The sequence below is a fragment of the Streptomyces sp. NPDC001157 genome (assembly GCF_053598255.1).
Genome location: NZ_JBSFJW010000029.1, coordinates 58673 through 80271, shown reverse-complemented (window position 1 = coordinate 80271; position 21599 = coordinate 58673). Strand labels below are relative to the sequence as shown.

Genomic DNA, 21599 nt, shown 5'->3' with positions numbered 1-21599 from the left:
ATTCCCACGACGCCGAAGGGCGGCCGGTGCCTCGGAGCACCGGCCGCCCTTCGTTGTCGCCGTACTGCTACTGCTGCGTCCAGCCGGGCGGCATGGCGCCCTGCTGCGGCGGCTGACCCTGCTGCGGGTCCTGGGGCGGCGGCTGCTGCCAGCCCTGGCCCGGTGCCGGCTGCTGCGGGGGCTGTCCCCAGCCCTGCCCCGGCTGCGGGGCGCCGCCCTGGCCGTAGAGCTGCTGCTGGGGGTCCTGCTGCGGGGGCGCGTACCCCTGCTGGGGCTGCTGCGGGTACTGCATGTTCGGGTTGCCGAAGCCCTGCTGGGTACGGGCGAAGTCCTCGGCGATGAGGGCCGCGAGATCGAAGTAGGCCTCACGCGTCTTGGGCCGCATCATCTCGAGGTCCACCTCGGCGCCCGCCGCGAGATGCTCGTCGAAGGGGATCACGACGACCCCGCGGCAGCGGGTCTCGAAGTGCGCGACGATGTCCTCCACCTTGATCATCTTGCCCGTCTCACGGACACCGGAGATCACGGTGACCGACCGCTGCACGAGATCGGCGAAGCCGTTCGCCGACAGCCAGTCGAGCGTGGTCGAGGCGCTGCTCGCACCGTCCACCGAGGGGGTGGAGATGATGATCAGCTGGTCGGCGAGGTCGAGGACTCCGCGCATCGCGCTGTAGAGCAGACCGGTACCCGAGTCGGTGAGGATGATCGGGTACTGCCGGCCCAGCACATCGAGCGCGCTGCGGTAGTCCTGGTCGTTGAAGGTGGTGGAGACCGCCGGGTCCACGTCGTTGGCGATGATCTCAAGGCCCGAGGGCGCCTGCGAGGTGAAGCGGCGGATGTCCATGTAGCTGTGCAGCTGCGGGATCGCCTGGACGAGGTCGCGGATGGTGGCGCCCGTCTCACGCCGCACCCGTCGGCCGAGCGTGCCGGCGTCCGGGTTGGCGTCGATCGCCAGGATCTTGTCCTGGCGCTCGGTGGCGAGCGTGGCGCCGAGCGACATGGTCGTCGTGGTCTTGCCGACACCGCCCTTGAGGCTGATCACCGCGATCCGGTAGCAGGACATCACCGGCGTACGGATCAGACCCAGCTTCCGCTCCCGCTCGGCCTGCTCCTTCTTGGCGCCGAGCTTGAACCGGGACGGGGCCTGGTTGTTCTTGCGGGCCTTCGGCTGGTTGCGCAGCAGCCGGTCGGAGGAGAGCTCCACGGCGGCGTTGTAGCCGAGCGGGGTCCCCGGCGCGGCTTGCTGCTGCTGGGGCGCACCGGGTCCGGCCTGCGGGCCGGGCGGGGCGGTCCAGCCCTGGTTGCCGTATGCACCGGGTTGCTGCTGCTGGGGCGGCTGCGGCTGCGGCGCCTGCTGCGGGGGCTGCTGCTGCGGTGCGGGCTGCTGCTGGGCGGGCTGCGGATAGCCGTAGCCCGGCTGCTGGGGCGGGTAGCCGTAACCGGCCTGCTCGGGCTGCGGCGGGTAGCCGTAACCGGCAGGCTGCGGCTGGCCCGGCTGGGCCTGCGGCGGTGCGGGCTGCTGCGGCGGCTGGGCGGCCTGGGGCGGCTGCTGCTGGGGGTAGCCGTATCCGGCGGCCTGCGGCTGCGGCAGGGGCTGGGCTGCCTGGCGCGGGTCGCTCGGTGCGGGCAGTCCGCCCTGCGCGGGGTGACCGGGTTGCGGCTGCGCCGGTCCGAACGTGCCCTGCGGCGGCGTCTGGTGGGCCGGCTGGCCGGGCTGCGGCTGGGCAGCAGGCTGGCCGGGTACCTGGGGATAGCCGTAACCGGCCGCGGCCTGCGGGTCCGGCTGCGGCATCGCCTGGCCGGGGTGTGCGGGTGCGAAGCCCTGCGGCAGGGGGGGAAGTCCCGGCGCGGCCTGGGGCGGGGTCGGGGCCTGCCCGGTGGGCTGTGCCGGTGCCTGCGGCGGCTGCGGCTGGGCAACGGGTGGCGGCGGGGGAGTTGCGGGCGCTGCCTCGGCCTCCGGCTCTGCCGCCGCCGGGGCGGGGGCGTCCGCCTCGGGTGCCGATTCGTCGGCGCCCACCGTGGACACGGCGGGGTCAGCCGGCTCCGGCTCGTCGCCGTGCGGCTCCTGCGAATCGACGTCGTCGTCACCACCGCCGAACAGGCGCGCCGCCTCGGCATCGGCGGCCGCATGGTTGAGCTCGGGCTCCGGCTGCTCGGGGGCGGCCGCCGGCACGCCCGCCGCCGGGGTGGCGGTCTGGGCCGGGGCGTTCTGCGCGTCCTCGTCGACCGGCTGCAGCACGGGGAAACCGGGCGCGGCGGCCGACGGCGCGGCAGGCGCCGGCTGCTGGGGCGCCGCGGGCGGCGGGGTGGGCGTCGGCTGCTGGGCCGGCTGCTGGGGTGCGGCCGGCGCCTGCTGCTGCGGTGCTCCGAAACCGCCCGACGTGTCCTGGCCGGACTGGGGCGGCGCACCGGCCCCGGGCTGCTGGGGGTAGCCGTACCCACCGGGCGTCGCCACGGGGGCGGTGCCCGGCGCGGGCTGCTGCGGCGGGAAACCGTAGCCACCCGTGCCCTGAACCGGAGCGGGCTGCGAAGGCTGCGACGGCTGAGCGGGCTGCTGCGGTGCGGCCTGGGCGGGCGGTTGTGCGGGTGCGGGGGCAGGAGGAGCGGGACGCTGCGGTGTGACGCCCGGCGGTCCCGTCGGTGCTCCGATGGGCGGCCCGCTCGGCGGCGGTGGCGATTGCCGCCCGCCGTCCTGCTGGCCACCGGACGAGGAGCCACCCTGCGTGCTTTGGGCGTACCAGGCGGGCGGCTCGTAGACGATCTCGAACTCACCGGTGAGATCCACCTCGTGATCGTCCCCGTCCGAGGAAGGGCTGCCGCCGTTGTACTCGGACCGATCCCTGTTCACTGCTTGCCTCCTGGTCAGCCACTGCTGCTGAGCTGGTCGTCGTCGCGGTCGGGCGGACCGAGTGGCGAGTCCCACGCGACTGCGATCGTCACCGCACCACCAGAAGCCTAATCACTCACATGGCGGGACGGAAAAGCCCCCATGGGTGCGAACTCAACAGCCTCACGGGTGCGGCCGGTTCGCACCGTTCGCACCCTTTCCCCGGTGAGGCTCCCGGTGAGGACGACGCGCGTCAGTCCATCCGTCGGGCCACGCCGAGCAGGCCCGTCTCCGCATCGGTGGGTTCGGTCATCACGAACTTGTGGTGCTTGCGGGTGCACCACAGGGCAGCGGCTTCGTGCAGCGCCGGCAGGTGTTGCAGATGCTCGTTCGGGACACCCAGGGTGTCGCGTACGACCTCGATCTCCTGCGGCGAGATCTGCTGGATGCCGACCAGCTGCGCCTGGGCCAGCCAACGCGGCGCGTGTTCGCTGACGTACGGCAGGACCGTCACCACGGCCTGCCACGGCACGGAGGTCACCCGCCCGCGCGGCGGGCGCACACCGCAGTCCCGGATCAGCACCACCGGACTCGACACGGACGGCCCCTGCGCGGGCACCCGGCCCACCGGATACACCGTCACGCACTGCTGGCCGCCGCCCGCCGCCTGGGCCAACTGCTGCCAGACCTGCGGACGTCCGGTCTCGACACCCACGCGCGCGCCCGTCGCGGCGGCGCGCAGCGCCAGCACCTGGGCGAGCCACAGACCACCCACGAGGACGACGTCGAAGGCGGTCGGCCGGGACAGGCCCAGCACCGCCGGCTGCGCATCCGGGTCCGTGCCGATGAGTACACCGTCGTCGCCGATCGGCATGCTGATCGCCGCGAGTTCGTCGGCGGTGACGACATGACGGTTGCGGCGCGGCCCGCGCAGCCCGAACCCCGGGCTGACGATGCGCCGTTGCTGCTGCGGGGGCTCCGGCTGCCGGATGATCGGGATCATGCCGGTGTCGGTGGGCGAGGCCACGTGCGCCGGCGTCGAACGGGCGGGGGTGTGGCCCTGCTGTCCCGGAGGCATGGTCTGTGGGGGGTAGGACATCAGTAGGTACCTCCGAGCGGCAGAGTGGCGAGAGCACCGGGGACCTGCTCCCGGTCGAGACGGACCAGACCGGCCTTCGCGGCACTCGCCGCCCGCTCCAACTCCCGTCCCACCTGGCCGAGTTCACTGTCTCCGCGGGCCGTGACCCGGATGTGCCCGGTGAGCGATACACCCCGGTTCCCGGCCTTGCTCAGGGTCATGCTGAACGTCGTGGCGAGCACCGGCAGCGAGGTCAGCCGCGTGACCAGCTCGGGCAGCGCCACACCGCCGTTGCCCAACTGCGGCCAGCGGGAGACCCAGTACGTCGTGTGGTACCGGTCGTCGACCCGCCAGGACTTCGCCGCCTCGACGGTACGGCGCTGAGGGGCCCGTCCCTCCTGGCTGTGCTGCGCGTTGGCGCGCGGGTTCAGGCAGCTGGACGTCGCCAGCGCCTGCACCAGCTCGTTCTCGTCGAGGATGGTCGCCTTGAAACCGGCGCCTGCCAGCCGGCTGGACAGCTGGTCCGCCACCCGCAGCAGCGCCTTCTGCGCCCCGGGGACACCGTCCCCGCGCGCCTGCACCGCCTCCGGGCACAGCTCCGGGTCGAGCTTGAGGGCGACCCAGGTGAGCCGGAGCGCGGGCGAACCGACCTGCGCCTGCAGGGGGCCGTACGACCGTGCGGCGAGCGACTGCGCGGGCAGGTGCGGCGCGGGCGCCGGCTGGGTGTGCTGCACGACCTGCGCGGAGGCGAGCCGGATCCCGTCGACCTCCAGGGCGTCCTGGACCAGCTTCAGCGGCAGCTGCCGGTGGGCCGCGGCGGGCCGCAGCGGCTCGTCGGCCGGCTGCACGAAGAGGACGGCGGTCAGAAAGGTCCCGTCGCCGATCATGCCGATCGCCCGGTTGTCACGCGACACGAAGTTGTACGTCCGCAGGGCCGGGTCGCACTCCACGACCGGCGCCAGCATCGCGTCGGTCCCGGGCGGTACGGGCAGCTTCGCGTCGCGTCGGCGCTGCCGCATCGCGCGCGTCGTCTCGTACCACTCGGGCAGCGGACGACGTCCCCGGCGCAGCACCGCCAGCAGAAGCAGCAGCACCGCCACGACACCGGCCGGAACCAGCAGCCAGGACACATCGGCGGCCCAGGCGGCCAGCATGACCGCGGCCGCGAGCTCCACCAGGATGAGCTGCTGCAAACGCACCGGACCCAGACCGCCGGGTCGGGGCAGCGTGCGCGGCGAGGCGGCGGTCGGGGCGGGGGCGGCAGGAGCGGCCGATGTACGACGTCTGTCGCCGGGCCCTCCCTGTTGCTGCTGTGCGCGGCGACCGCGCCGAGTGCTCGTAGCGCTGCTCATCCCCCGGGACATCCCTTTCGAGAACTATGTGGCCGCTCACCGGCCAGCCATCACTGGGCCATGAGCTCGGCCATGAGCTCGGCCATGAACTGAGCCATGACTGGGCCCGCAACATCCATGTGGGCGGCTCACGGTACCCGCTGCGCAACACGAGGCGACACACGGGACACCGAAACCACAGGTGGCCAGCCTTTCACGGACCGGCCCCGGATGGTGAAGCGCTGTGGTGAAGCTCTGTGAAGATGCGGAGTCGGCCCAACACCTGGTGAACCGGCGTCCCGTGGCGCAGGGCATAGTAGGTGCCTGCGCGGCCGAAGTGGCCTTTGGAACCGATCGAGCAGCACGAGCACGATCAAGTGCAGCAGTACAAAACGGGAGAAACGGGGACCATGGCAAAGCGTCAGGACGAGCTCGCCGCCTACAACTTCGCTCGCAAGCGCACCGTCGCGGCGTTCCTGGCGCCGTCGCCGGGCGGCTCGGAGGAAGGCGCACCGCGTCCCATGCGCACGGTGACGCCCAGCCTGGCGCTCGGCGTCGTCCTGGTGATCGGGTTCATCGCCTACGGCGTGATCAAGCCGACTGCACCCGCGGGCTGGGACAAGCCCGGCGAGTACATCATCGTCGACAGCGACTCCACGACGCGTTACGTCGTCCTCCCCGACAAGGCGGCGAAGGGCGGGAAGGTCCTGCACCCGGTCCTCAACTACGCCTCCGCCAAGCTCCTCCTCGACAAGGGCAAGGGCAGCGTCCTCGAGGTCCCCGGCAGCGAGATCGACAAGAGCGGCATCGCGCACGGCGCGACGGTCGGTATCCCATACGCCCCCGACCGCCTGCCCTCCGCGAGCGACGCGCAGAAGGCGAAGACGTGGGCGGTGTGCGAGCGCCCGTCATCGAAGGGTGGCTCGGACAACTCCATCGACCGCGCGGTCTTCGTCCTGGACGAGGGCGACGCCAAGACGCTGGACAACTCCGGCAAGGTCGACTCAGGCGAGGCCCTGTACGTCAAGGACAGCAAGACCGGCCTGGAGTACCTGGTCGACGGCAAGGGGAACCGCTTCCTGCTCGGGGGCGTGGGCCTCGGCGACGCCAACATGGAGAGCCTGCGCTCCGCCGTCATCGGCAGCAGCAGCAGGACGACGCCGCAGCCGGTGAGCCAGGAGTGGCTGAAGACCCTCAACCCCGGCAAGAACATCATCTTCCCGACGGTCCCGGACGCCAACCAGCAGACCGCGGTCCAGGGGCTCCCTGCAGAGGCGACCACCGTGGGACAGGTGGTCAGGGCACCGGACGCGCAGGGCTGGCAGAACTACGTCGTCCTCAAGACCAAGGTCGCCGCAGTCTCGCCCTTCGTCGCGGCCCTGCTCGAGGCGTCGCCTTCCTTCAAGTCGACGTCCGGCGGCGGGAACGACGCCATCAAGGTCGAGCGCCAGGCCATCATCAACGCCAACAACGGCGGGGCGGACAAGTTCTACGACGACAAGGGCTGGCCCGAGCAGATTCCGCAGCAGGCGAACCCCGCGACCACGGCGACCGGCCAGGCCCGCACCACGTCCTGCAGCGTCTACAAGGGCACCTTCGGCGCGGACAAGAAGCCTCAGCTGGCGGCCTGGGCAGGGACGGCCTTCCCCAAGAGGGTCGTCTCCGATTCGCTGAGCGCGTACGTCTCGTCCGGCTCGGGCCTCCTCTTCAAGGAACTCACGGGCGTGGCGGGCGGCGGCGGTGCGCAGTACCTGCTGACGGACACGGGCCTGCGGTATTCGCTGCCGTCGAACAACGACAGCACGGCGAAGGGAAGCACCGCCGTTTCGTCTTCCTCGACCTCAGGTGGGTCGTCGCAGAGTGCGAGCGAGACGGACAAGGCACGTACGCGGTTGGGGTACGAGGACATCACCAACCCCGTGCTCGTGCCGCAGACTTGGGCGGAATTCATCCCGAAGGGTCCGACGCTGGACACGGGCGCCGCGTCGCAGGAACAGAGCCAGTGATCGTAGAACTCCTGCCGCCGGGTCGGTGGTTGTCGCCAGCCTCTCGCCAACGGGCAGACGGTCAGGCGCACTTGAGGACAAGCCGCGCGTTGATCACAAGGTGATCGCTCAAGTGTGTGAGCCGTGTAACTGATTGGTCTTGCCTGTGGATGTGGGACAGGCTGACGATAGAGTGTTTGCAGCGCTCAACGGTGCGAAGTTTCTCCGGGCACCAAGTAGGTTTCCCGGATCAGACAACATGAACGACGACATGGGGGAAGGTCATCATGGCCGGCCAGTTCCGGGTAACAGAGGACGAACTCACCAAGCTCTCCGGTGACATCAGCACCGCGAACGGTCAGCTGCAGGGCGAGATCCGCCGCCTCAACGGAGTGATCGAGCAGATCGCCGGCGGCTGGAAGGGCCAGGCGGCCACGTCCTACCACCAGCTGCAGGAGCGCTGGAACGAGGACGCGAAGAAGATGAGCGACATCCTCAACGACATCAAGGAAGCCGTGGACTCCACGCGGAGCAACTACTCCGCGTCGGAAGAGCAGCAGAACTCCGAGATCAGCAAGATCATGTCGGACTTCGGCTGAGCCGTTTCCCTGGCTCCGACCGATCCATCGAGTCCATCGACTCCACTGATCCTGATCGATCCCGAACGACTTCCTAACGACTCTTCCTGAAAGGGAATGACGATGTCGATCCTCGTCAATTACGCAACCATCACCAACGCCTCCACGGACGTGCGTACGACCGCCGGCCGCATCAAGCAGCAGCTCGACGACCTCGAGGCCGCGGTCAAGCGCGTCGCCGCCACCTGGGAAGGCGAGGCGCAGGAGGGCTACCAGCGCAAGCAGGCCGAGTGGGACAAGACGGCCCAGGACCTGCACAACACCCTCCTGAAGATCTCCACCGCACTGCAGAGCGCGGCCGAGAGCTACCAGGCCACGGAGAAGAGCAACGCCTCCACGTGGGGCTGAGCCAGTCGGCGACCCGCGGCGCCTGAGGGACCTGAGATGAAGAGAATCGGCCCAGCCGACGCCACGGTGTCGGCTGGGCCGAGCTCTGCTTCGGGGTCGTACACAGCAAATTCAGCAAATCTTCACACTCGTCATTCTCCGCACTCGCCAATCTCCGAACTCGTCATCGGGACGTCCGGCATCGGTACGTCAGGAAGCCCTGGGGGCCTGAACATGAGGGGCCTGAACGTGGAGGGCCGCAGAGCCCGTTCGCGCAGCCGCAACGACCGCAACGGTGGAACCCGCGCACTGCAGCGGGCTTTTGGCGTGCTTGCGGTGACTGGGTTGTGCGCGGTGTCGGCACCGCCGGCACTCGCATCCGACAGCCCTGCCGCCGGCGGCGCGAAGTTCGGCCTGGCGTCGAGCTCGGAATGCGTCTTCGGCGGCGGCGTCATCAAGTCCACGCCCTGGTCGCTCCAGCGGATCCTGCTGGACCAGATGTGGGGGCAGGCGACGGGCAAGGGCGTGACGGTGGCGGTGATCGATACGGGTGTGGACAGCTCCAACGTCCAACTGCGCGGCGCCATGGCCTCCGGTAGCAGGTCTTTCGTCGGCGGCTCCGGCACCCAAGACCTCGAAGGCCACGGCACTCGGGTCGCGGGTATCATCGCGGCCCGCCCGTTGAAGGGCACGGGTTTCGAGGGCATCGCCCCCAACGCCAAGATCCTCTCCTTCCGCTATGCGGGCGGAGAGAACAAGCAGGGCAACGCGGGGACCATGTCTGATGCGATCCGTGCTGCGGTCGCCGCGCACGCGGACATCATCAACATCTCTTCTGACACCGCCAACAAGAAGACCGACGGGACGCTTGAGAGGGCCGTGACGGCGGCCGTGAACTCGGGGGCCCTGGTCGTGGCAGCCGCCGGCAACGACGGAGCCGACGGCAAGTCCGCGAACACGTACCCGGCTTCGTACCCGGGGGTCATTGCGGTCGCCGCCTCCGACCGCAATGACGAACGCGCCTACTTCTCGCAAGCGGGCGACTTCGTGGACGTCGCGGCACCGGGCGTCGACATGGTTTCGACGGTCCCCAAGGGCGGCCAGTGCACCGCCGATGGCACGAGCTTTGCGGCGCCGTATGTCGCGGGCGTCGCAGCTCTGCTGAAGGAGAAGCACCGGGGCTGGACGGCGGACCAGATCGCCACGCGCATCGAAGAAACGGCGCAGCGCCCGGGGCGGGAGCCCAACCGCTACATCGGCTGGGGCGTGATCGACCCGGTGGCCGCCCTGTCGGACGACTCGAAACCGGCGTCCTCACCGACGCCGGACCCGGCAGTGAAGGCCGGCTCTGGCGGGGTCGTTCCCATGGCGGTGACCATGGGGGAGAGCGAGGCGGAACGGGAGCGCCGGACAGCCATTTATGTGGTGGGCGCGGGGCTTGCGCTTGTGTTGGTGGTTGCGGGGAGTGGGGTGGCTGTGCGGGACTGGCGGAGTCGGCGGGTAGGAAGAGTTGGGCGCGCAGGGTAGGCGGCCTTGTTGGCCGAATCGGCCGATGTGGGCCATGACTTGGGCACCGCACGGTGCTGACAACTTGAAGTACAGGGGAGAGGACAACGGGGTATGAGCGACGGGATGCGGGTTGATCTGAGCGCGCTGGATGACACCATCCGCAGGCTCTGGAGGTTGCTGGACGACATGGACAAGGCCGGCACCACGTCGAAGTACAACACGGAAATCCCGGAGAACGCCTTCGGTCTGGCTTCTGGGGATTCTTGCGTGTTCCACGAGGCCGCAGAACTGCACGCGTCTCATAGCGAAATGAAGACCAAGATCGAGGGGATCATCCAGAAACTGCACGGATTGATCCACGACTTCAGCACGAAAACCTCGCAGGTCCGGGATAAATACAACAACGAGGAGCACGAGATCAAGCGCAGCGTGGGTGGCGACTCCGGTGGCTCCGGCAAGAGCCAGTTGGATTATAAGTAGTCGAGTCCCGGAAAACGCTGACGAGGGGAGTAGGGCATGGGTGCGGTAGATGACAGTCGGCAGCTCAGGAAAAGCCAGGAGGAGGAAGGGAAGGTAGAACAGCGGAACGAGCATGACCGTCTCATTGAGTCAGACACAGTTGAGCGCCATGGGAAGGCCATCGATCGCAAGGCATTCAAGACCCAGTTCATGGAGTACTCGGTCAACGGTCTGCGCAATATGATCATGCACTCCGACCCCGGAACAATTTCGACGGTCGGAGATCACTGGAAGAGTGTCCACCAAGTCCTTTCTGGTGGCGACGGCGACGGTAAGACCGGCGCTGTTGACACAAAATCGGTTCCTGGCAGTATTGCTGGGGACCTCGAAAAAGCAGTCAAGGACGTCCTCGAACACTGGGAAGGCCAGGCGGCCGAAGCTTTTCAGCGCAGGGCAGGCGAGCTCGCTGTCCAGCTTCGCAATGGTGCCGCGCACGCCAACTTTACGGCGCATCAACTTTTTGCGATCAGTGCGGACCTCGATCATGCCAAGAGCGAGATGGAGGGCATCCACGAACCGTCCATGGCCGAAAGCGCCAGCGACAGAATGAATGACGACGGCCGCAATGACGCCCAGGCGATGAAAGACCTGGCGGCAGGCGTCAGCGCTAAGGTTGTTGCCAAGGCGAACGAGAAGAATTTGTCGCTGGGGATGGAGCGAAAGCTCCACGCCGTGGGTGTGATGGAGACTCTGGCGAGCAACTACAAGGTCTACACAAACAACCTCAAGCCCGGCGGAGGGATCGTCGACGACCCCAGGCAGGTTGCGCCGCCGAGAACCGACGTAACGATGCCTCCTCCGATCCCAATGCCGAGTCCTTCGGCGAGCGGACCAGGTGCATCTGGTGCGAGGAACAAGCCTTGGAGTGCAGGTCCCACTAACAGCATTAAGCCGACGCCTAGTGTCCCCCGTGACCCGGGCATCACAGGAGGTTCGCAGCTTCCAACGGTTCCGACGGCCAGGACAAATGTGGACAGCATCTCCCCCGGGCTGGCTGGTCCTGCTCCCAGCACAGGCGTTGGCGGGCCCGGCGTCGGTGGTGGCGGCCTCGGTAGCCTCGGTACGGGTGGAACTCAGAGCCCAGGCATCCTGGCTGCTGGCGAAGGTGGTCTTGCGGTCGGCGGCGCAGGACGCGGCGGCATTGGAGTAACGGGTGGTCGCGGTGGTCTGGCTGGTGGCGGAGCGGCAGCAGGCCGAGGTGCTGGAGGCCGAGCCGGTATGGGCGGCATGGGGGGCGGCGGTGCTGGCGCGGCTGGCCGAGGCGGAGCCAGTGCTGGCGGTCGTGGAGCCCTCGCTAGGGCCCGTGGCGGTGTGGTCGGTGCAGCCAAGGGGGTCGGCAAGGGCGCTGGTGGCGGTGCAGGATTGCACGGCAGCCGGGGCGGAACGCAGGCCGGCGCGGCTGGCGGGACTGGCGGCAAGGGGCGACGGTCCGAGAAAGAGAATAGTCAGGGAGACCGTCCCGACTACTTGGTCGAGGACGAAGAGACCTGGATCTCGGAAGAGGACCGCAACCGTAACGTACCGCGGACCATCGAGTAAGCAGGCAAGCGGGCCGGGCTGAAAGTCGGGTCTGCGTATATAAAGGCTGATATCCCCAGCCATAGCTGAGTGAGGAGCAAGGAATTGATTTGCTTGAAGCGCGCCTGGTCTGCGACGGGTGTTCTGGCGTTGACTGGAGCCCTGCTCCTCACTTCAGCTACTGCCGCCTCGGCGGATTACATCCGAGACAAGCAATGGGTTATTGATGTAGTCAACTACCAAAAGGTTTGGTCTGAGTCTCAGGGGCAGGGCGTAACAGTAGCTGTCGTTGATACCGGAGTGGACGGAAACCATCCCGACTTGACCGGGCAGGTGCTAAAAGGTAGGGACTTTGTCCACAGTGGCGGAAACGCTCAGAATGACACCAACGGTCATGGAACGGGCATGGCAAGCCTCATTGCGGGTCACGGGCATGGTTCCAATAACTCTGCTGGCGTGATGGGCTTGGCGCCAAAATCCAAAATTCTACCCATCGTTGGCGGAGTTAAAGACAAATTTAATAGCGAACAATGGGCGGCTGGTGTCCGCTATGCCGTGAACCAAGGCGCCTCAGTAATCAACCTGTCATTTACTGATCCTTCTTCCGGGCCAGGTTCGGCAGGCGCGAAGGCAATTGCGTACGCCCAGCAGCACGACGTCGTGGTTGTGGCCGGTGCTGGAAATGATGGAGTCGCCGAGCTGCCCTATCCAGCGAAGCTACCCGGTGTAGTGGCTGTGGGTGCAGTTGACGAGTCTCTGAATATTTGGAATAACTCCAATTTTGGCGACGGAGTGACGCTGACTGCTCCGGGTGTGAACATCGTGCGGGCAGACACGGGCCATTCCAATGGCTACGCAGAAGCTGATGGCACCTCCGACGCAACTGCATACGTCTCCGCCACTGCAGCGCTTATCCGCGCTAAGTACCCTGACCTCACCGCGGGCCAGGTCATCAACCGTATGATCAAATCGGCCACGTTCCTCAACCATGACGTCAAGAAGGTACCTGACGAGAAATATGGTTACGGCATCATCGGTCCGTACGCGGCTCTGACAAGGGATATTCCTAAGGGCCCGAAGCAAGGCCCGCTTGCCCAGGCTTCACCTTCCACGACGACGGAGTCCGGTGCTGCCTCCAAGCCCACCGGCAGCGCGAGCCAGGCCAAGGAAAAGAAGGACTCTTCCTCTGGCGGCACCCTCCTCATCGCTGGCATCGCAGCCGCCGTGGTGGTCATCGGCATCGTCTTCGTAGTAATCCGCAGCCGCCGAAACCGCGGCAGCGGAGGCCCCGGCAACGGCGGCGGAATGCCCCCTCAGGGCGCGGGCTACCCGCCTCAGCCCCCCACGGGCTACCAGCCGTACCCCAACACCCCTCCCAACCAGGGCTACCCCACCCCTCCGGGCCAGGCACCGCAGCACCCCAACCCCTACGCTCAACAGCCCCCGCACCAGGGGCAGTAGGAGTCAACTCACCGTCCAGTGGTGGCGGGGATGGTTGGCATCACAGTCCTCCGCGGCATGCACAACGACGGCGCAGTGAGCCATCTCGAGAACAAGATTGGAATGGAACCTCTTCAATGGGCGCCATCGTCCTTCTCATCGGCGTTATCGGTATCGGAGCCGTGATTGCCGCCGTCACCGTCTTTGCTATTTCCCGTAGCCGCCGCAACTCAGGTAACGCAGGGCCCATGAGCGGAACTTACACACAGAACATGGGCTATTCGTCTCAGCAAGGGATGTACCCAACCGTTCAGCAGCCCTACCCCACCGCGACACCCAACCAGAGGTACCCCGCTCCTCCGGGACATTCACAGCAGCACCCCAACCTCTATGCCCAACAGCGACCGCACCAGGGTCAGTAGAAGAATCAGGATCGCATGTGGGCGTGATCTCGATGGATGCCTTCGTCCTGACGAGGTGCGCGAACGAGCGGCCGCACACTTCATCGAGCGAGAACTGGCCCGTGTCATCGTTGCGGTCACGACCATTAACACCTGGAACTGCTTCGTTGTGACGTGACAGATGCCCCTGGGGCACCGCAAACCGGGTTGGTACAACTGCGTCTCGGCGACGGCTCCCAGGTGTAGGCCCATGTCATACGCAGACGACGGTCTCGTGGCGCTCATGTGGCGAATTTTTGAAGAGCTGAGGGGCCACGGGAACCCGGTACGGCACGCTTTGGCAATGCATGTATGGTGCTAGGAAGGCCTGGGTGATCAGTTGAGTTCCCTGGGCACAATGCGTCCAGAGCCGAGCGGGGAGAAACCGGCCCATGGGGGACCACTTCAAGACGGACATCGGGCAACTCGAACAGTTCCTGAAGGATCTAGAGAGATGCGTCGACGAGTTGAACGAGGCCCGGTCTGCCTTGGACCACGTGCGTGCCGACCAGATCGGCACTGCCCGGCTCGACGAGGCCTGTGACAAGTTCCAGGAAGAGTGGAAGTACGGGGCTGACAAGACTAAGAAAATGATCGACGCGATTAAAGAGGGCGTGAAGTCCAACAAGAAGGGCTACGAAGAGGTCGAGGAGGCCTTGGAGAAGGCCCTGAAGCAGATCGCGAGCGAGAGCACCACAGGGGGCGGTAAGTAATGGCAACAAACCCGTACCCCAACATCGGCTGGAACCCCGTACCGGGCATCCCTGCCGAGGTCACAAAGCTGCAGCAGAAGGTGGCCGCAGCCGCGACGGCGCTGGAGAACACGCACCGGCAGCTGACGAAGCTCACCGGCGAGAGTAGCTACTGGGAAGGCGACGCGGCGGAGAAGTTCCGCGAGTCTCTCGATGGCGACCTGCCGAAGTACATCAAGGATGCTGCCTCCTCCCTGCGTAGTGCCGCGACCCAACTGCACAAATGGGAAGGCCACCTCACCTCCAACCGGGAGCTGGCAAAGAAGTACGACGACGCGGCGTCCGAGAAGAAGGCTGCCGCCGACAAGGCCAAGAGCGCGTACGACCAGGCGGCCCAGCACCCGGACCTGAAGCTCGCGGGCCAGACCTTTCCCTCGCAAGAGGAGGCCGACGCCGCGACCGCTCGGCTGCGCTCCGCGGAGCGGGAGTTGAACGCAGCTGGCACGGCCCTCACCAAGGCTAACAATGAGTACGAGTCGCTCAACCGCAAGGTCACGGAGCTGGAGACTGAGCACGCCAGCGACGCTGAAACCATCGCCAAGGCTTTGGAGGGCTCGGCGAAGAAAGCTCCGGACGAGCCGGGCTTCTGGGACAAGGTCGGCGACATCCTCCAGTCGGTCGGCGACTTCCTGCTGGAGAATGCCGGCACGATTGGGGCCATTGCCGGGCTGCTCGCTCTCTTTCCGACTCCGCTTGCCCCGCTGTTCGCTGGCATTGCGCTTGCCGCCAGCGCGGCGGACATGGCCAAAAACTTCTCTGATCCGGACTTCCGAGACGCGTTTCTCCCTTGGGGCGACAAGTTCGGCTGGAACAAGGACACTCTCTCCGCCTGGGCCTCCTTCGGCGGGGATGCCATTGGTCTTGTGCCGGGCGGTAGGGCGCTGAGCGGTGCGGCCCGAGGTATCCGCGGTGGGCTCGCTGACGCAGCAGAGATGGGCGTCAGCGTCACGAGCCGCGAGGTCGGCACCGAGTTCGTGCGGGAAGTGGGCCACGTGCTGCGCACGGCTCCGACAACCGCCGCGGCAGATGCGTGGCAGGCAGCTGGCGAGAGTGCTGCAGGCTCGGCAAAACTCATGACCGACCTCAGCGTTAATGGCCTCAGCGTCGCTGCGAACTTCATGCCTGACGAGGGCACGGCGGGCAATGTAGCCACTGGCATCAACGTCGGAGGCGGAGTCTGGGCCGGGCAGGACATCGTGCGATCCCTCCTGGCGGCAAGGTAGCTGAACCGAGAGGTGAACGAAGGATGACTACGACCGCCGCCCTATCGCGCTCGGCCGTGAGCGGTGCTGCCGAACCTGTTTTCTGGTACGGAATTCCGCACGGCTACGCGAAACTGGAACTCGAACCGCCGCGTGAGCGTATCGAGGAACTGGTCCGGGAATTAAACAAGCTGCCCGCAGAACAGCGGGCGCAAGCCTCGCAAGCCCTTCAGTTTTATGCGGGGATGGTCACCGCGCTCAATGCGCAGAACGTGCATATGTGCGCGGTCGGTTATCACCCAGATGACGACGGCACCATTGTGACGTCTACTCTCACAATCTCCACTGTCTCGACGTCGGGTCACAGCGCAAAGCTGGTGATCGCCGGTCTTGCTGGGACAGCCGCTGACGACCCGGACTCCGGGATGCGCCCCCTTGAACTGCCATGCGGTCTTGGCTATCTCGCAGAGGAGAAGAAGCGCACCGTCGCGCCTGGCAGAGACCCCGACAGCCCTGAGGGTCCCTTGCATGGCGACGTGTGGCAGGGAACGGTCGCTGTCGCCGGCTCGGGCACGCCCGACATCATCTTGGTTCAGCTGGTGACACCCGCTCTCCATCTTGCGGACGTTTATCGGGACATCCTTCTTGGGGTTGCCCGTACGTTGACGTTCACTGACCCGACAAAACCAGCGTCCGACCCCGACAAGCCGCGAGCGGGCTCAGCCGAGGCGGCCATGCGTAACGACTTCGGATAAGGACGGAGCCCGTTCATGGACAATCCGCCCAAGGCGCCCGATATTGCGCAGGTCCTCAAACACAACCGCACGCTCCTGTATCGGCACATCGCGACGCGCCTAGCGCTTGCCCTGGTCCTGTTTGCCGTGCCGTTGCTAGCTCATCTGGCCGGCTGGGACGCTGCCTTGCCTGTGTTCGGTGTCCCTGCGGGCGTGTTGGTGCTGATCTTCCTCGCTCTCCGACTGGGCCATGGGGCGCGAATCAAAGTGTGTGAGAAGGTGCTGCACACCTACCCCCTCGAGTACCGAACCCGGGTGTCCAAGAAGGACACGGAGTGGAAGTACCTCGGAGATGTGCACACTGTCCGCCTGTCGGTGCGCGGGCAGCACGGCGCCCCTTATCTACGCGCGATCAACGCTTCAACGGTGCGCCGCTGGCCCAAGGAGGCCGAGGAGGGCGGTGCCTGGTTTGCCGGTGACCTGGCCTTTGGCGGCGTCATGATCGTGCCGGGGAGCAACGACATGCTCTTCGTGCAGCCCGCGGACTGGGAGAAGTACGAGCAGGAGCGCGCCCAAGCCGACCCGCAGCGCAGGGCTCTTGCCGAACAGGCCGGTATCTCCAGGCTGTTGGAGAAGGAGCCGAGGATCTTGGTGCACGGATGATGCGCGTCTTCGGCTGGGCGTGCGGTGCCGTCCTCGCCCTGGTGACCGCGTTCTGGTGCGTCAACGCGACCGCCGACCTCGCCCTGTCCGCAGGCGCCTACGGCACCCCAGGTACGTACAAGGTAGACGACTGCGTCAACACCAGCCACACCCGTAAGCACTCCAAGTACGACTGCTACGGGCACTTCACGCCGAACGGCGGCACTGTCGGCGACGCCGTCTACGTGCACCTCAAAAACACTGGGCACGACTACCCGGACGGCACCAAGTTCGACGCACGGCAGGGAGCGGAGCCAGACACGATTCAGCGGGTCGGGTTCTGGGGCGTCGTGGGCGAGCTGTGGCAGGTCTCGGTCTGCGTGGCCATCCTTGGGTGCCTCGCGTACCAAGCGATCAAGCCACGCGGAGCGTCCCGGCGCCGCGAATCCCATACCCGAGAGCGCTCGCGGCGCCAACGGGTGGCCGACTGGATGGTCTATGTCGTCGTGCTCGCGATCCCCGTGGGCATCCTGAGCTGGATCGTCATGCTCGCGGAGCCGACCCCGTAGGAAGGCCGGCCCCGTTGATCGTCTGTCCGGGGCAGGATGGTTGTCGCCCGCCGGTCTGGCCACGCGGCTTACGCGGCAGCGAGCTCGCACCATACATATTTTCCTCGGTTGCCATTTCTGCTCAGCGGCTGCCAGCCCCATACGTCCGCGCAGGCGCGGACCAGAGCGAGGCCGCGACCTCGCTCCGTGTCGACCAAGTCGGCCAGGTTCGACGGGGGTTCGGGCGGCTCGGGGTCGGCGTCCCAGGCACCGATGCGCAGCACGCCGTTGCGCCACCGTAGACGCAGGGCGGCCGGACCTTTGGTGTGGAGTACGGCGTTGGCGGTCAGCTCCGTTGCGAGGAGTTCGGCGGTGTCTACGTAGAGGATGAGGCCGTGCATCGTGAGGATCAGGCGGACGGTGCGGCGGCAGATGGTGACGGCGCGGGGGTCGTTCGGGATGTAGAGGGAGTACTCCCAGGGTTCGGTTTCGGGCATGGCGGAACTCCTGTCGGCAGGCGGGGAGTTGGCAGATTCTGCAGGAGGATGGCGGTGGCATTGCCGCAGCCGTCATGGCAGGGCGAAGCGGTGCGCTTCCGGTGGCTCCAGATTCCGCAGCGTGTGCGTCGCATCACTGACGGTAGAGCCATAATTTGGGACCGTGCAAGTCGTTGCCGTAATCTGGCCCTCGAACGAGGCACTGCCCCCAGGGCAGTTGGGGGCGGGGAGGAAGTCATGGCGCGCAGGAAACAGCCCACCGCACGCCAGGAGCGTCTTGGCGCTGAACTGCGGAAACTGCGCGAGGCTGCAGGGCTCAAGGGCCGGGAAGCCGCCGCGCTGCTGGGCACCGATTCGGCTCAGATGAGTCAGATCGAGTTCGGTACGGCAGGAGTGAGCGGAGAGCGCGTACGTAGGCTTGCTGCTCACTACGCTTGTACGGACACCGAGTTGATCGCGGCTCTGGTGGCGATGGCGACCGACCGGACGCGCGGCTGGTGGGAGGAGTACCAGGGCCTGCTCCCCAACGCGTTCCTGGATCTCGCCGAGTTGGAACACCACTGCACGTATCGGCTGGACGTGGAGTTCCTGCATGTTCCCGGCCTTTTCCAGACGGAGGAGTACGCCCGCGCCATCTTCTCGTACCGAGTGCCTGAACTGCCTGATGGTGACCTGGAGCGGCGGGTCCGCCATCGGATGGCGCGCAAAGTGATCATCGAGGGCCCGGATCCTGTGCCGTATAAAGCGGTGATCCACGAAGCGGCACTACGCATCAGGGTCGGCGACCGCACCGCGACACGGGTTCAATTGGCCCGCATCCTCGAACTGTCTGACGCGGATCACGTCACCGTGCGGGTCATCCCCTTCGACTTGGACGGCTTCGCGGGGGCCACAAACTCAATGATGTACGTGGGTGGTGTCGTGCCGAGGCTGGATACGGCTGTGCGTGACGCGCCTCAGGGTGCCGGCTTCATCGATTCCGAAGCCCAGCTCGGAGCTTTTCGAACGCTCTTCCGTAAAGTGGAGGCTGTGTCACTCGCCCCCGAGCGGTCGCGTGACTTCATCCACAGGCTGGCGAAGGATCTGTGAGGCACGTTTTGACCACCCTCGACAACTGGCGGAAGTCGTCCTACTCAGGCAGCGGCGACGGCAACAACTGTGTAGAGATAGCGAACTTCCACACCCGAGTGGCGATACGCGACTCGAAAGCCTTGGCCCGGGGCACGCTCTCCTTCCCGGTCGGCACCTTCACAGTGTTCATCCGCAACCTCAAAGCAGACGCCGGTCGTGACGTCGAAGACCCATGGTGAGTTGATGGCTGGCCTCGAGAAGGATCGTGGTTGCGTAACGGGCCGGCAGGCGGTGCTTGGTAAAGATCCGTCAATACTTTCAGGTGCGCGAAGGTGTGTTTGATGGCCGCCCGCGCGGCGGTGAGCAGCTTGTGCGCCTCCTTGTGTGAATTGGCAGACGGCACAGGACCCCGATGCCCACGGATGCTTCAGTGATCGCCAGTACGATGATGTGCCGGTTCCGTGATCAGGGAGAAGTTGTGGGGGATAAGGGATTTCGGGTCCATCCGGACGCCCTGAAGTCATACGACAAGGTCATCCAGGACCAGATTGAGCAGATCGAGCGGATCTGGCCCAAGCTGGCTGCAGTGCCGCTCGCGTCGGACGACTTCGGCAAACTGCCGAACGCGCACAACCTTTACGAGGCGTACCACGAGCATGTGGAGGCCGAACGGCACAATTTCGCCGACCTGCTCGAGCTCCTGCGCGGTACCGGTGAGGGTCTTCAGAACTCGGCGACGAACTACGAGAGCCAGGACGATCACATCGACGCTTCGTTCGGAGGCGGACAGTGAGCGGCGGCACTTTCCAACGGGTCGGCGACGCGTACAAGTGGACGCGGGACTTCGCCGACGAGCCGTTGATCCCGCTGCCGGAGATCAACAATCCCGTCGCGGACGGCCTGGACTCAGGTCTGGACAGCGCCGTCAAGTGGGCGCTCGACTCCAGCGGGCTGATGGGCATGCTGGAGGAGGTCACCGGCAACCTCGCCGGGCTGACTGCGGCCGCCCACGAGTGGCAGGCCCAGGCGAAGGCGATGCGGGCGGTCAGCACCGCTCTGCGTGAGGGCGGCGGCACACTCGCCGGGCAGTGGGAAGGCGTCGCGTCGAACGCGTTCGGCAGGCACATGGGCCAGGTGGTCGAGGCGATCGACGGCACCGCCAAGGACATGGACGAGATCGCGCAGATCATCAGCCAGGCGGCTGCCGCGTGCCAGCTCGCCGAGAACATGATCATCGAGATCATCCGGGAGGCGATCGAGGCGCTGCTCGTCTCGCTCGCCGCGATGGTCGCGGTCGACATCCTGACCCTCGGCCTTGCGACCGTTGCCGACGCCCTCGTGGAGGGTGCCGAGATCGCCTTGTTCATCGAACGGGTGGGAAAGGTTTCCGCCACCCTCGAGTCGAAGCTGAACGAGCTGATGAAGGCAGTCCGAAAGATCAAGCAGGCCGAGAAGTCCTACAGCGAGATCAAGAAGAGCCTCAAGGGCGGCCTGGAGGCGGCCAAGGCCGTGCGGAAGATCAGCGCCGTCGGCAACAGGATCAAGGTCACCAACAACCTGCTCAGATCCCCGTCGATGGAGAACCTCGGGGAGTTCGCTGCCGTCAAGGGGGTCAAGGCTGTAATCGGCGCCGAGAAGGGCGTCATCGCAGGTGGCGTCGGGGCGGTGATCGGCGCCGACGGCCCGATGAGCCCGGTCACGGACGGGCTGAGCAAGGACCCCGCCATCGATGCCGTGGCCGGTCAGCTCGACGGCCGCAAGAACGAGACCCCGTACCGCGTGCGGAAGACACGGATCGAGGAGGACTTCGGATGAGCGCCGGCCAGTACGGCCCTACACAGCCCATCTTCGAACCGGACTTGTTCGGCGGCGGCTCCCATGTGCCATTGATCGCGCCATGGCTGCAGCCGCACGAGCGACTGCTCGGGATCGTCGAGGTGACGCTGAGCACTGTGATCCGTCCCACCCTGCCCCGCAAGTTGCGGACAGGGCAGCCGACGGGTGCGGTGGACGGCGCCATCGAAGCTGTCGCCTCGGTCGCGGACGCCTTCGACATGTTCGACTTCGGCATCATCCGCAGGATCCGCCGCATCGTGCGCGGGGCCGGTCTCAAGGGCGGATGGCAGAGCGTGGCCGGCCAGTTCGTGATCGCTGTGCGCACCGGACCCGACCCCTCGCGCAGCCGCTACGACAACAACCAGGTGCTGATGGTCTTCACTGACCGCAGGATCCTGCTGATGTGCACGGTCTCCATCAGGAACAAGAAGGTGCCCCTGTTCGGCAAGGTCCCGCCCGGAGAACGGGTGGGCAGGAGGGAGGCCCGGTGTCTGGGCGAGCTCCTGCCGGGACAGCTCCGGAGCGTCGCAATCCGGCACAATTGGCTCTCGAGCCGCGTGGACCTCCACTTCGCCGACGGCTCCCTGGTTGCGCTCGATCTGTACGAGAAGGATGCTCGAGCTCTGGAGGCGCTGCGTCAGGGGATCGCCCCGTCTCCGCGACCCTGACCTGACACGCCTGCATAAACGGCGCGCGCCTTGGTTG

At 66.5% G+C, this 21599-nt stretch carries 21 protein-coding genes; 17 read left to right on the top strand and 4 right to left on the bottom strand.

Annotated elements, in window-relative coordinates:
* Positions 1–67: 67 nt before the first annotated feature.
* The 3 genes from ACWDAG_RS35895 to eccE form a co-directional block, all read right to left on the bottom strand.
* Complete coding sequence (locus tag ACWDAG_RS35895; RefSeq protein ID WP_450699736.1) at positions 68–2848, bottom strand: SCO5717 family growth-regulating ATPase; 2781 nt, start codon at positions 2846–2848, stop codon at positions 68–70.
* Positions 2849–3080: 232 nt separating this feature from the next.
* Positions 3081–3926, bottom strand: a complete 846-nt coding sequence (locus tag ACWDAG_RS35890; RefSeq protein WP_450699735.1) for a hypothetical protein — start codon at positions 3924–3926, stop codon at positions 3081–3083.
* A complete protein-coding gene (gene eccE, locus ACWDAG_RS35885; RefSeq protein ID WP_450699734.1) occupies positions 3926–5257 on the bottom strand; it encodes a type VII secretion protein EccE in 1332 nt (443 codons plus the stop codon). The genes ACWDAG_RS35890 and eccE overlap by 1 nt, the downstream gene beginning before the upstream one ends.
* A gap of 389 nt (positions 5258–5646) precedes the next feature.
* On the opposite strand from eccE, the gene eccB reads away from it, so the two are divergent.
* The 12 genes from eccB (at position 5647) to ACWDAG_RS35825 (ending at position 17511) form a co-directional block, all read left to right on the top strand.
* Positions 5647–7242, top strand: a complete 1596-nt coding sequence (eccB, locus tag ACWDAG_RS35880) for a type VII secretion protein EccB (RefSeq protein ID WP_450699733.1) — start codon at positions 5647–5649, stop codon at positions 7240–7242.
* 266 nt (positions 7243–7508) lie between these two features.
* A complete protein-coding gene (locus ACWDAG_RS35875) occupies positions 7509–7820 on the top strand; it encodes a WXG100 family type VII secretion target (RefSeq protein WP_450699732.1) in 312 nt (103 codons plus the stop codon).
* A 96-nt stretch (positions 7821–7916) separates the two neighbouring features.
* Positions 7917–8207, top strand: coding sequence for a WXG100 family type VII secretion target (locus tag ACWDAG_RS35870; RefSeq protein ID WP_450699731.1), 291 nt, complete (start codon positions 7917–7919; stop codon positions 8205–8207).
* A gap of 213 nt (positions 8208–8420) precedes the next feature.
* On the top strand, positions 8421–9713 hold the full coding sequence (mycP, locus tag ACWDAG_RS35865; protein WP_450699730.1) for a type VII secretion-associated serine protease mycosin: 1293 nt from the start codon (positions 8421–8423) through the stop codon (positions 9711–9713).
* A gap of 93 nt (positions 9714–9806) precedes the next feature.
* Positions 9807–10175, top strand: coding sequence for a hypothetical protein (locus ACWDAG_RS35860; RefSeq protein WP_450699729.1), 369 nt, complete (start codon positions 9807–9809; stop codon positions 10173–10175).
* Between the two features lie 36 nt (positions 10176–10211).
* On the top strand, positions 10212–11753 hold the full coding sequence (locus tag ACWDAG_RS35855; RefSeq protein ID WP_450699728.1) for a hypothetical protein: 1542 nt from the start codon (positions 10212–10214) through the stop codon (positions 11751–11753).
* 93 nt (positions 11754–11846) lie between these two features.
* The gene (gene mycP / locus ACWDAG_RS35850; RefSeq protein ID WP_450699727.1) at positions 11847–13193 is read left to right on the top strand and encodes a type VII secretion-associated serine protease mycosin; all 1347 of its coding nucleotides are present in this window, start codon (positions 11847–11849) and stop codon (positions 13191–13193) included.
* Between the two features lie 811 nt (positions 13194–14004).
* Positions 14005–14325, top strand: a complete 321-nt coding sequence (locus ACWDAG_RS35845; protein ID WP_450699726.1) for a hypothetical protein — start codon at positions 14005–14007, stop codon at positions 14323–14325.
* Positions 14325–15587, top strand: coding sequence for a hypothetical protein (locus ACWDAG_RS35840; protein ID WP_450699725.1), 1263 nt, complete (start codon positions 14325–14327; stop codon positions 15585–15587). The genes ACWDAG_RS35845 and ACWDAG_RS35840 overlap by 1 nt, the downstream gene beginning before the upstream one ends.
* A gap of 23 nt (positions 15588–15610) precedes the next feature.
* Positions 15611–16321 (top strand): hypothetical protein, encoded by a 711-nt coding sequence (locus tag ACWDAG_RS35835; protein ID WP_450699724.1) that lies wholly within the window; start codon positions 15611–15613, stop codon positions 16319–16321.
* A 15-nt stretch (positions 16322–16336) separates the two neighbouring features.
* Positions 16337–16963, top strand: a complete 627-nt coding sequence (locus ACWDAG_RS35830) for a hypothetical protein (protein WP_450699723.1) — start codon at positions 16337–16339, stop codon at positions 16961–16963.
* Positions 16960–17511: a hypothetical protein gene (locus tag ACWDAG_RS35825; protein WP_450699722.1), complete on the top strand. Its 552-nt coding sequence runs from the start codon at positions 16960–16962 to the stop codon at positions 17509–17511. Before ACWDAG_RS35830 ends, ACWDAG_RS35825 begins: the two co-directional genes overlap by 4 nt.
* A gap of 68 nt (positions 17512–17579) precedes the next feature.
* On the opposite strand, the gene ACWDAG_RS35820 is transcribed toward ACWDAG_RS35825, so the two are convergent.
* The gene (locus ACWDAG_RS35820; RefSeq protein WP_450699721.1) at positions 17580–17987 is read right to left on the bottom strand and encodes an ATP-binding protein; all 408 of its coding nucleotides are present in this window, start codon (positions 17985–17987) and stop codon (positions 17580–17582) included.
* A 237-nt stretch (positions 17988–18224) separates the two neighbouring features.
* Between ACWDAG_RS35820 and ACWDAG_RS35815 the strand changes: the two genes are divergently transcribed.
* From ACWDAG_RS35815 to ACWDAG_RS35795, 5 genes are all read left to right on the top strand, one after another.
* On the top strand, positions 18225–19076 hold the full coding sequence (locus ACWDAG_RS35815) for a helix-turn-helix domain-containing protein (RefSeq protein WP_450699720.1): 852 nt from the start codon (positions 18225–18227) through the stop codon (positions 19074–19076).
* 8 nt (positions 19077–19084) lie between these two features.
* Positions 19085–19297 (top strand): DUF397 domain-containing protein, encoded by a 213-nt coding sequence (locus tag ACWDAG_RS35810; RefSeq protein WP_450699719.1) that lies wholly within the window; start codon positions 19085–19087, stop codon positions 19295–19297.
* A 191-nt stretch (positions 19298–19488) separates the two neighbouring features.
* Complete coding sequence (locus ACWDAG_RS35805) at positions 19489–19851, top strand: hypothetical protein (RefSeq protein WP_450699718.1); 363 nt, start codon at positions 19489–19491, stop codon at positions 19849–19851.
* A complete protein-coding gene (locus tag ACWDAG_RS35800) occupies positions 19848–20873 on the top strand; it encodes a WXG100 family type VII secretion target (protein ID WP_450699717.1) in 1026 nt (341 codons plus the stop codon). Before ACWDAG_RS35805 ends, ACWDAG_RS35800 begins: the two co-directional genes overlap by 4 nt.
* Positions 20870–21562, top strand: coding sequence for a hypothetical protein (locus tag ACWDAG_RS35795; protein WP_450699716.1), 693 nt, complete (start codon positions 20870–20872; stop codon positions 21560–21562). Before ACWDAG_RS35800 ends, ACWDAG_RS35795 begins: the two co-directional genes overlap by 4 nt.
* Positions 21563–21599 lie beyond the last annotated feature (37 nt).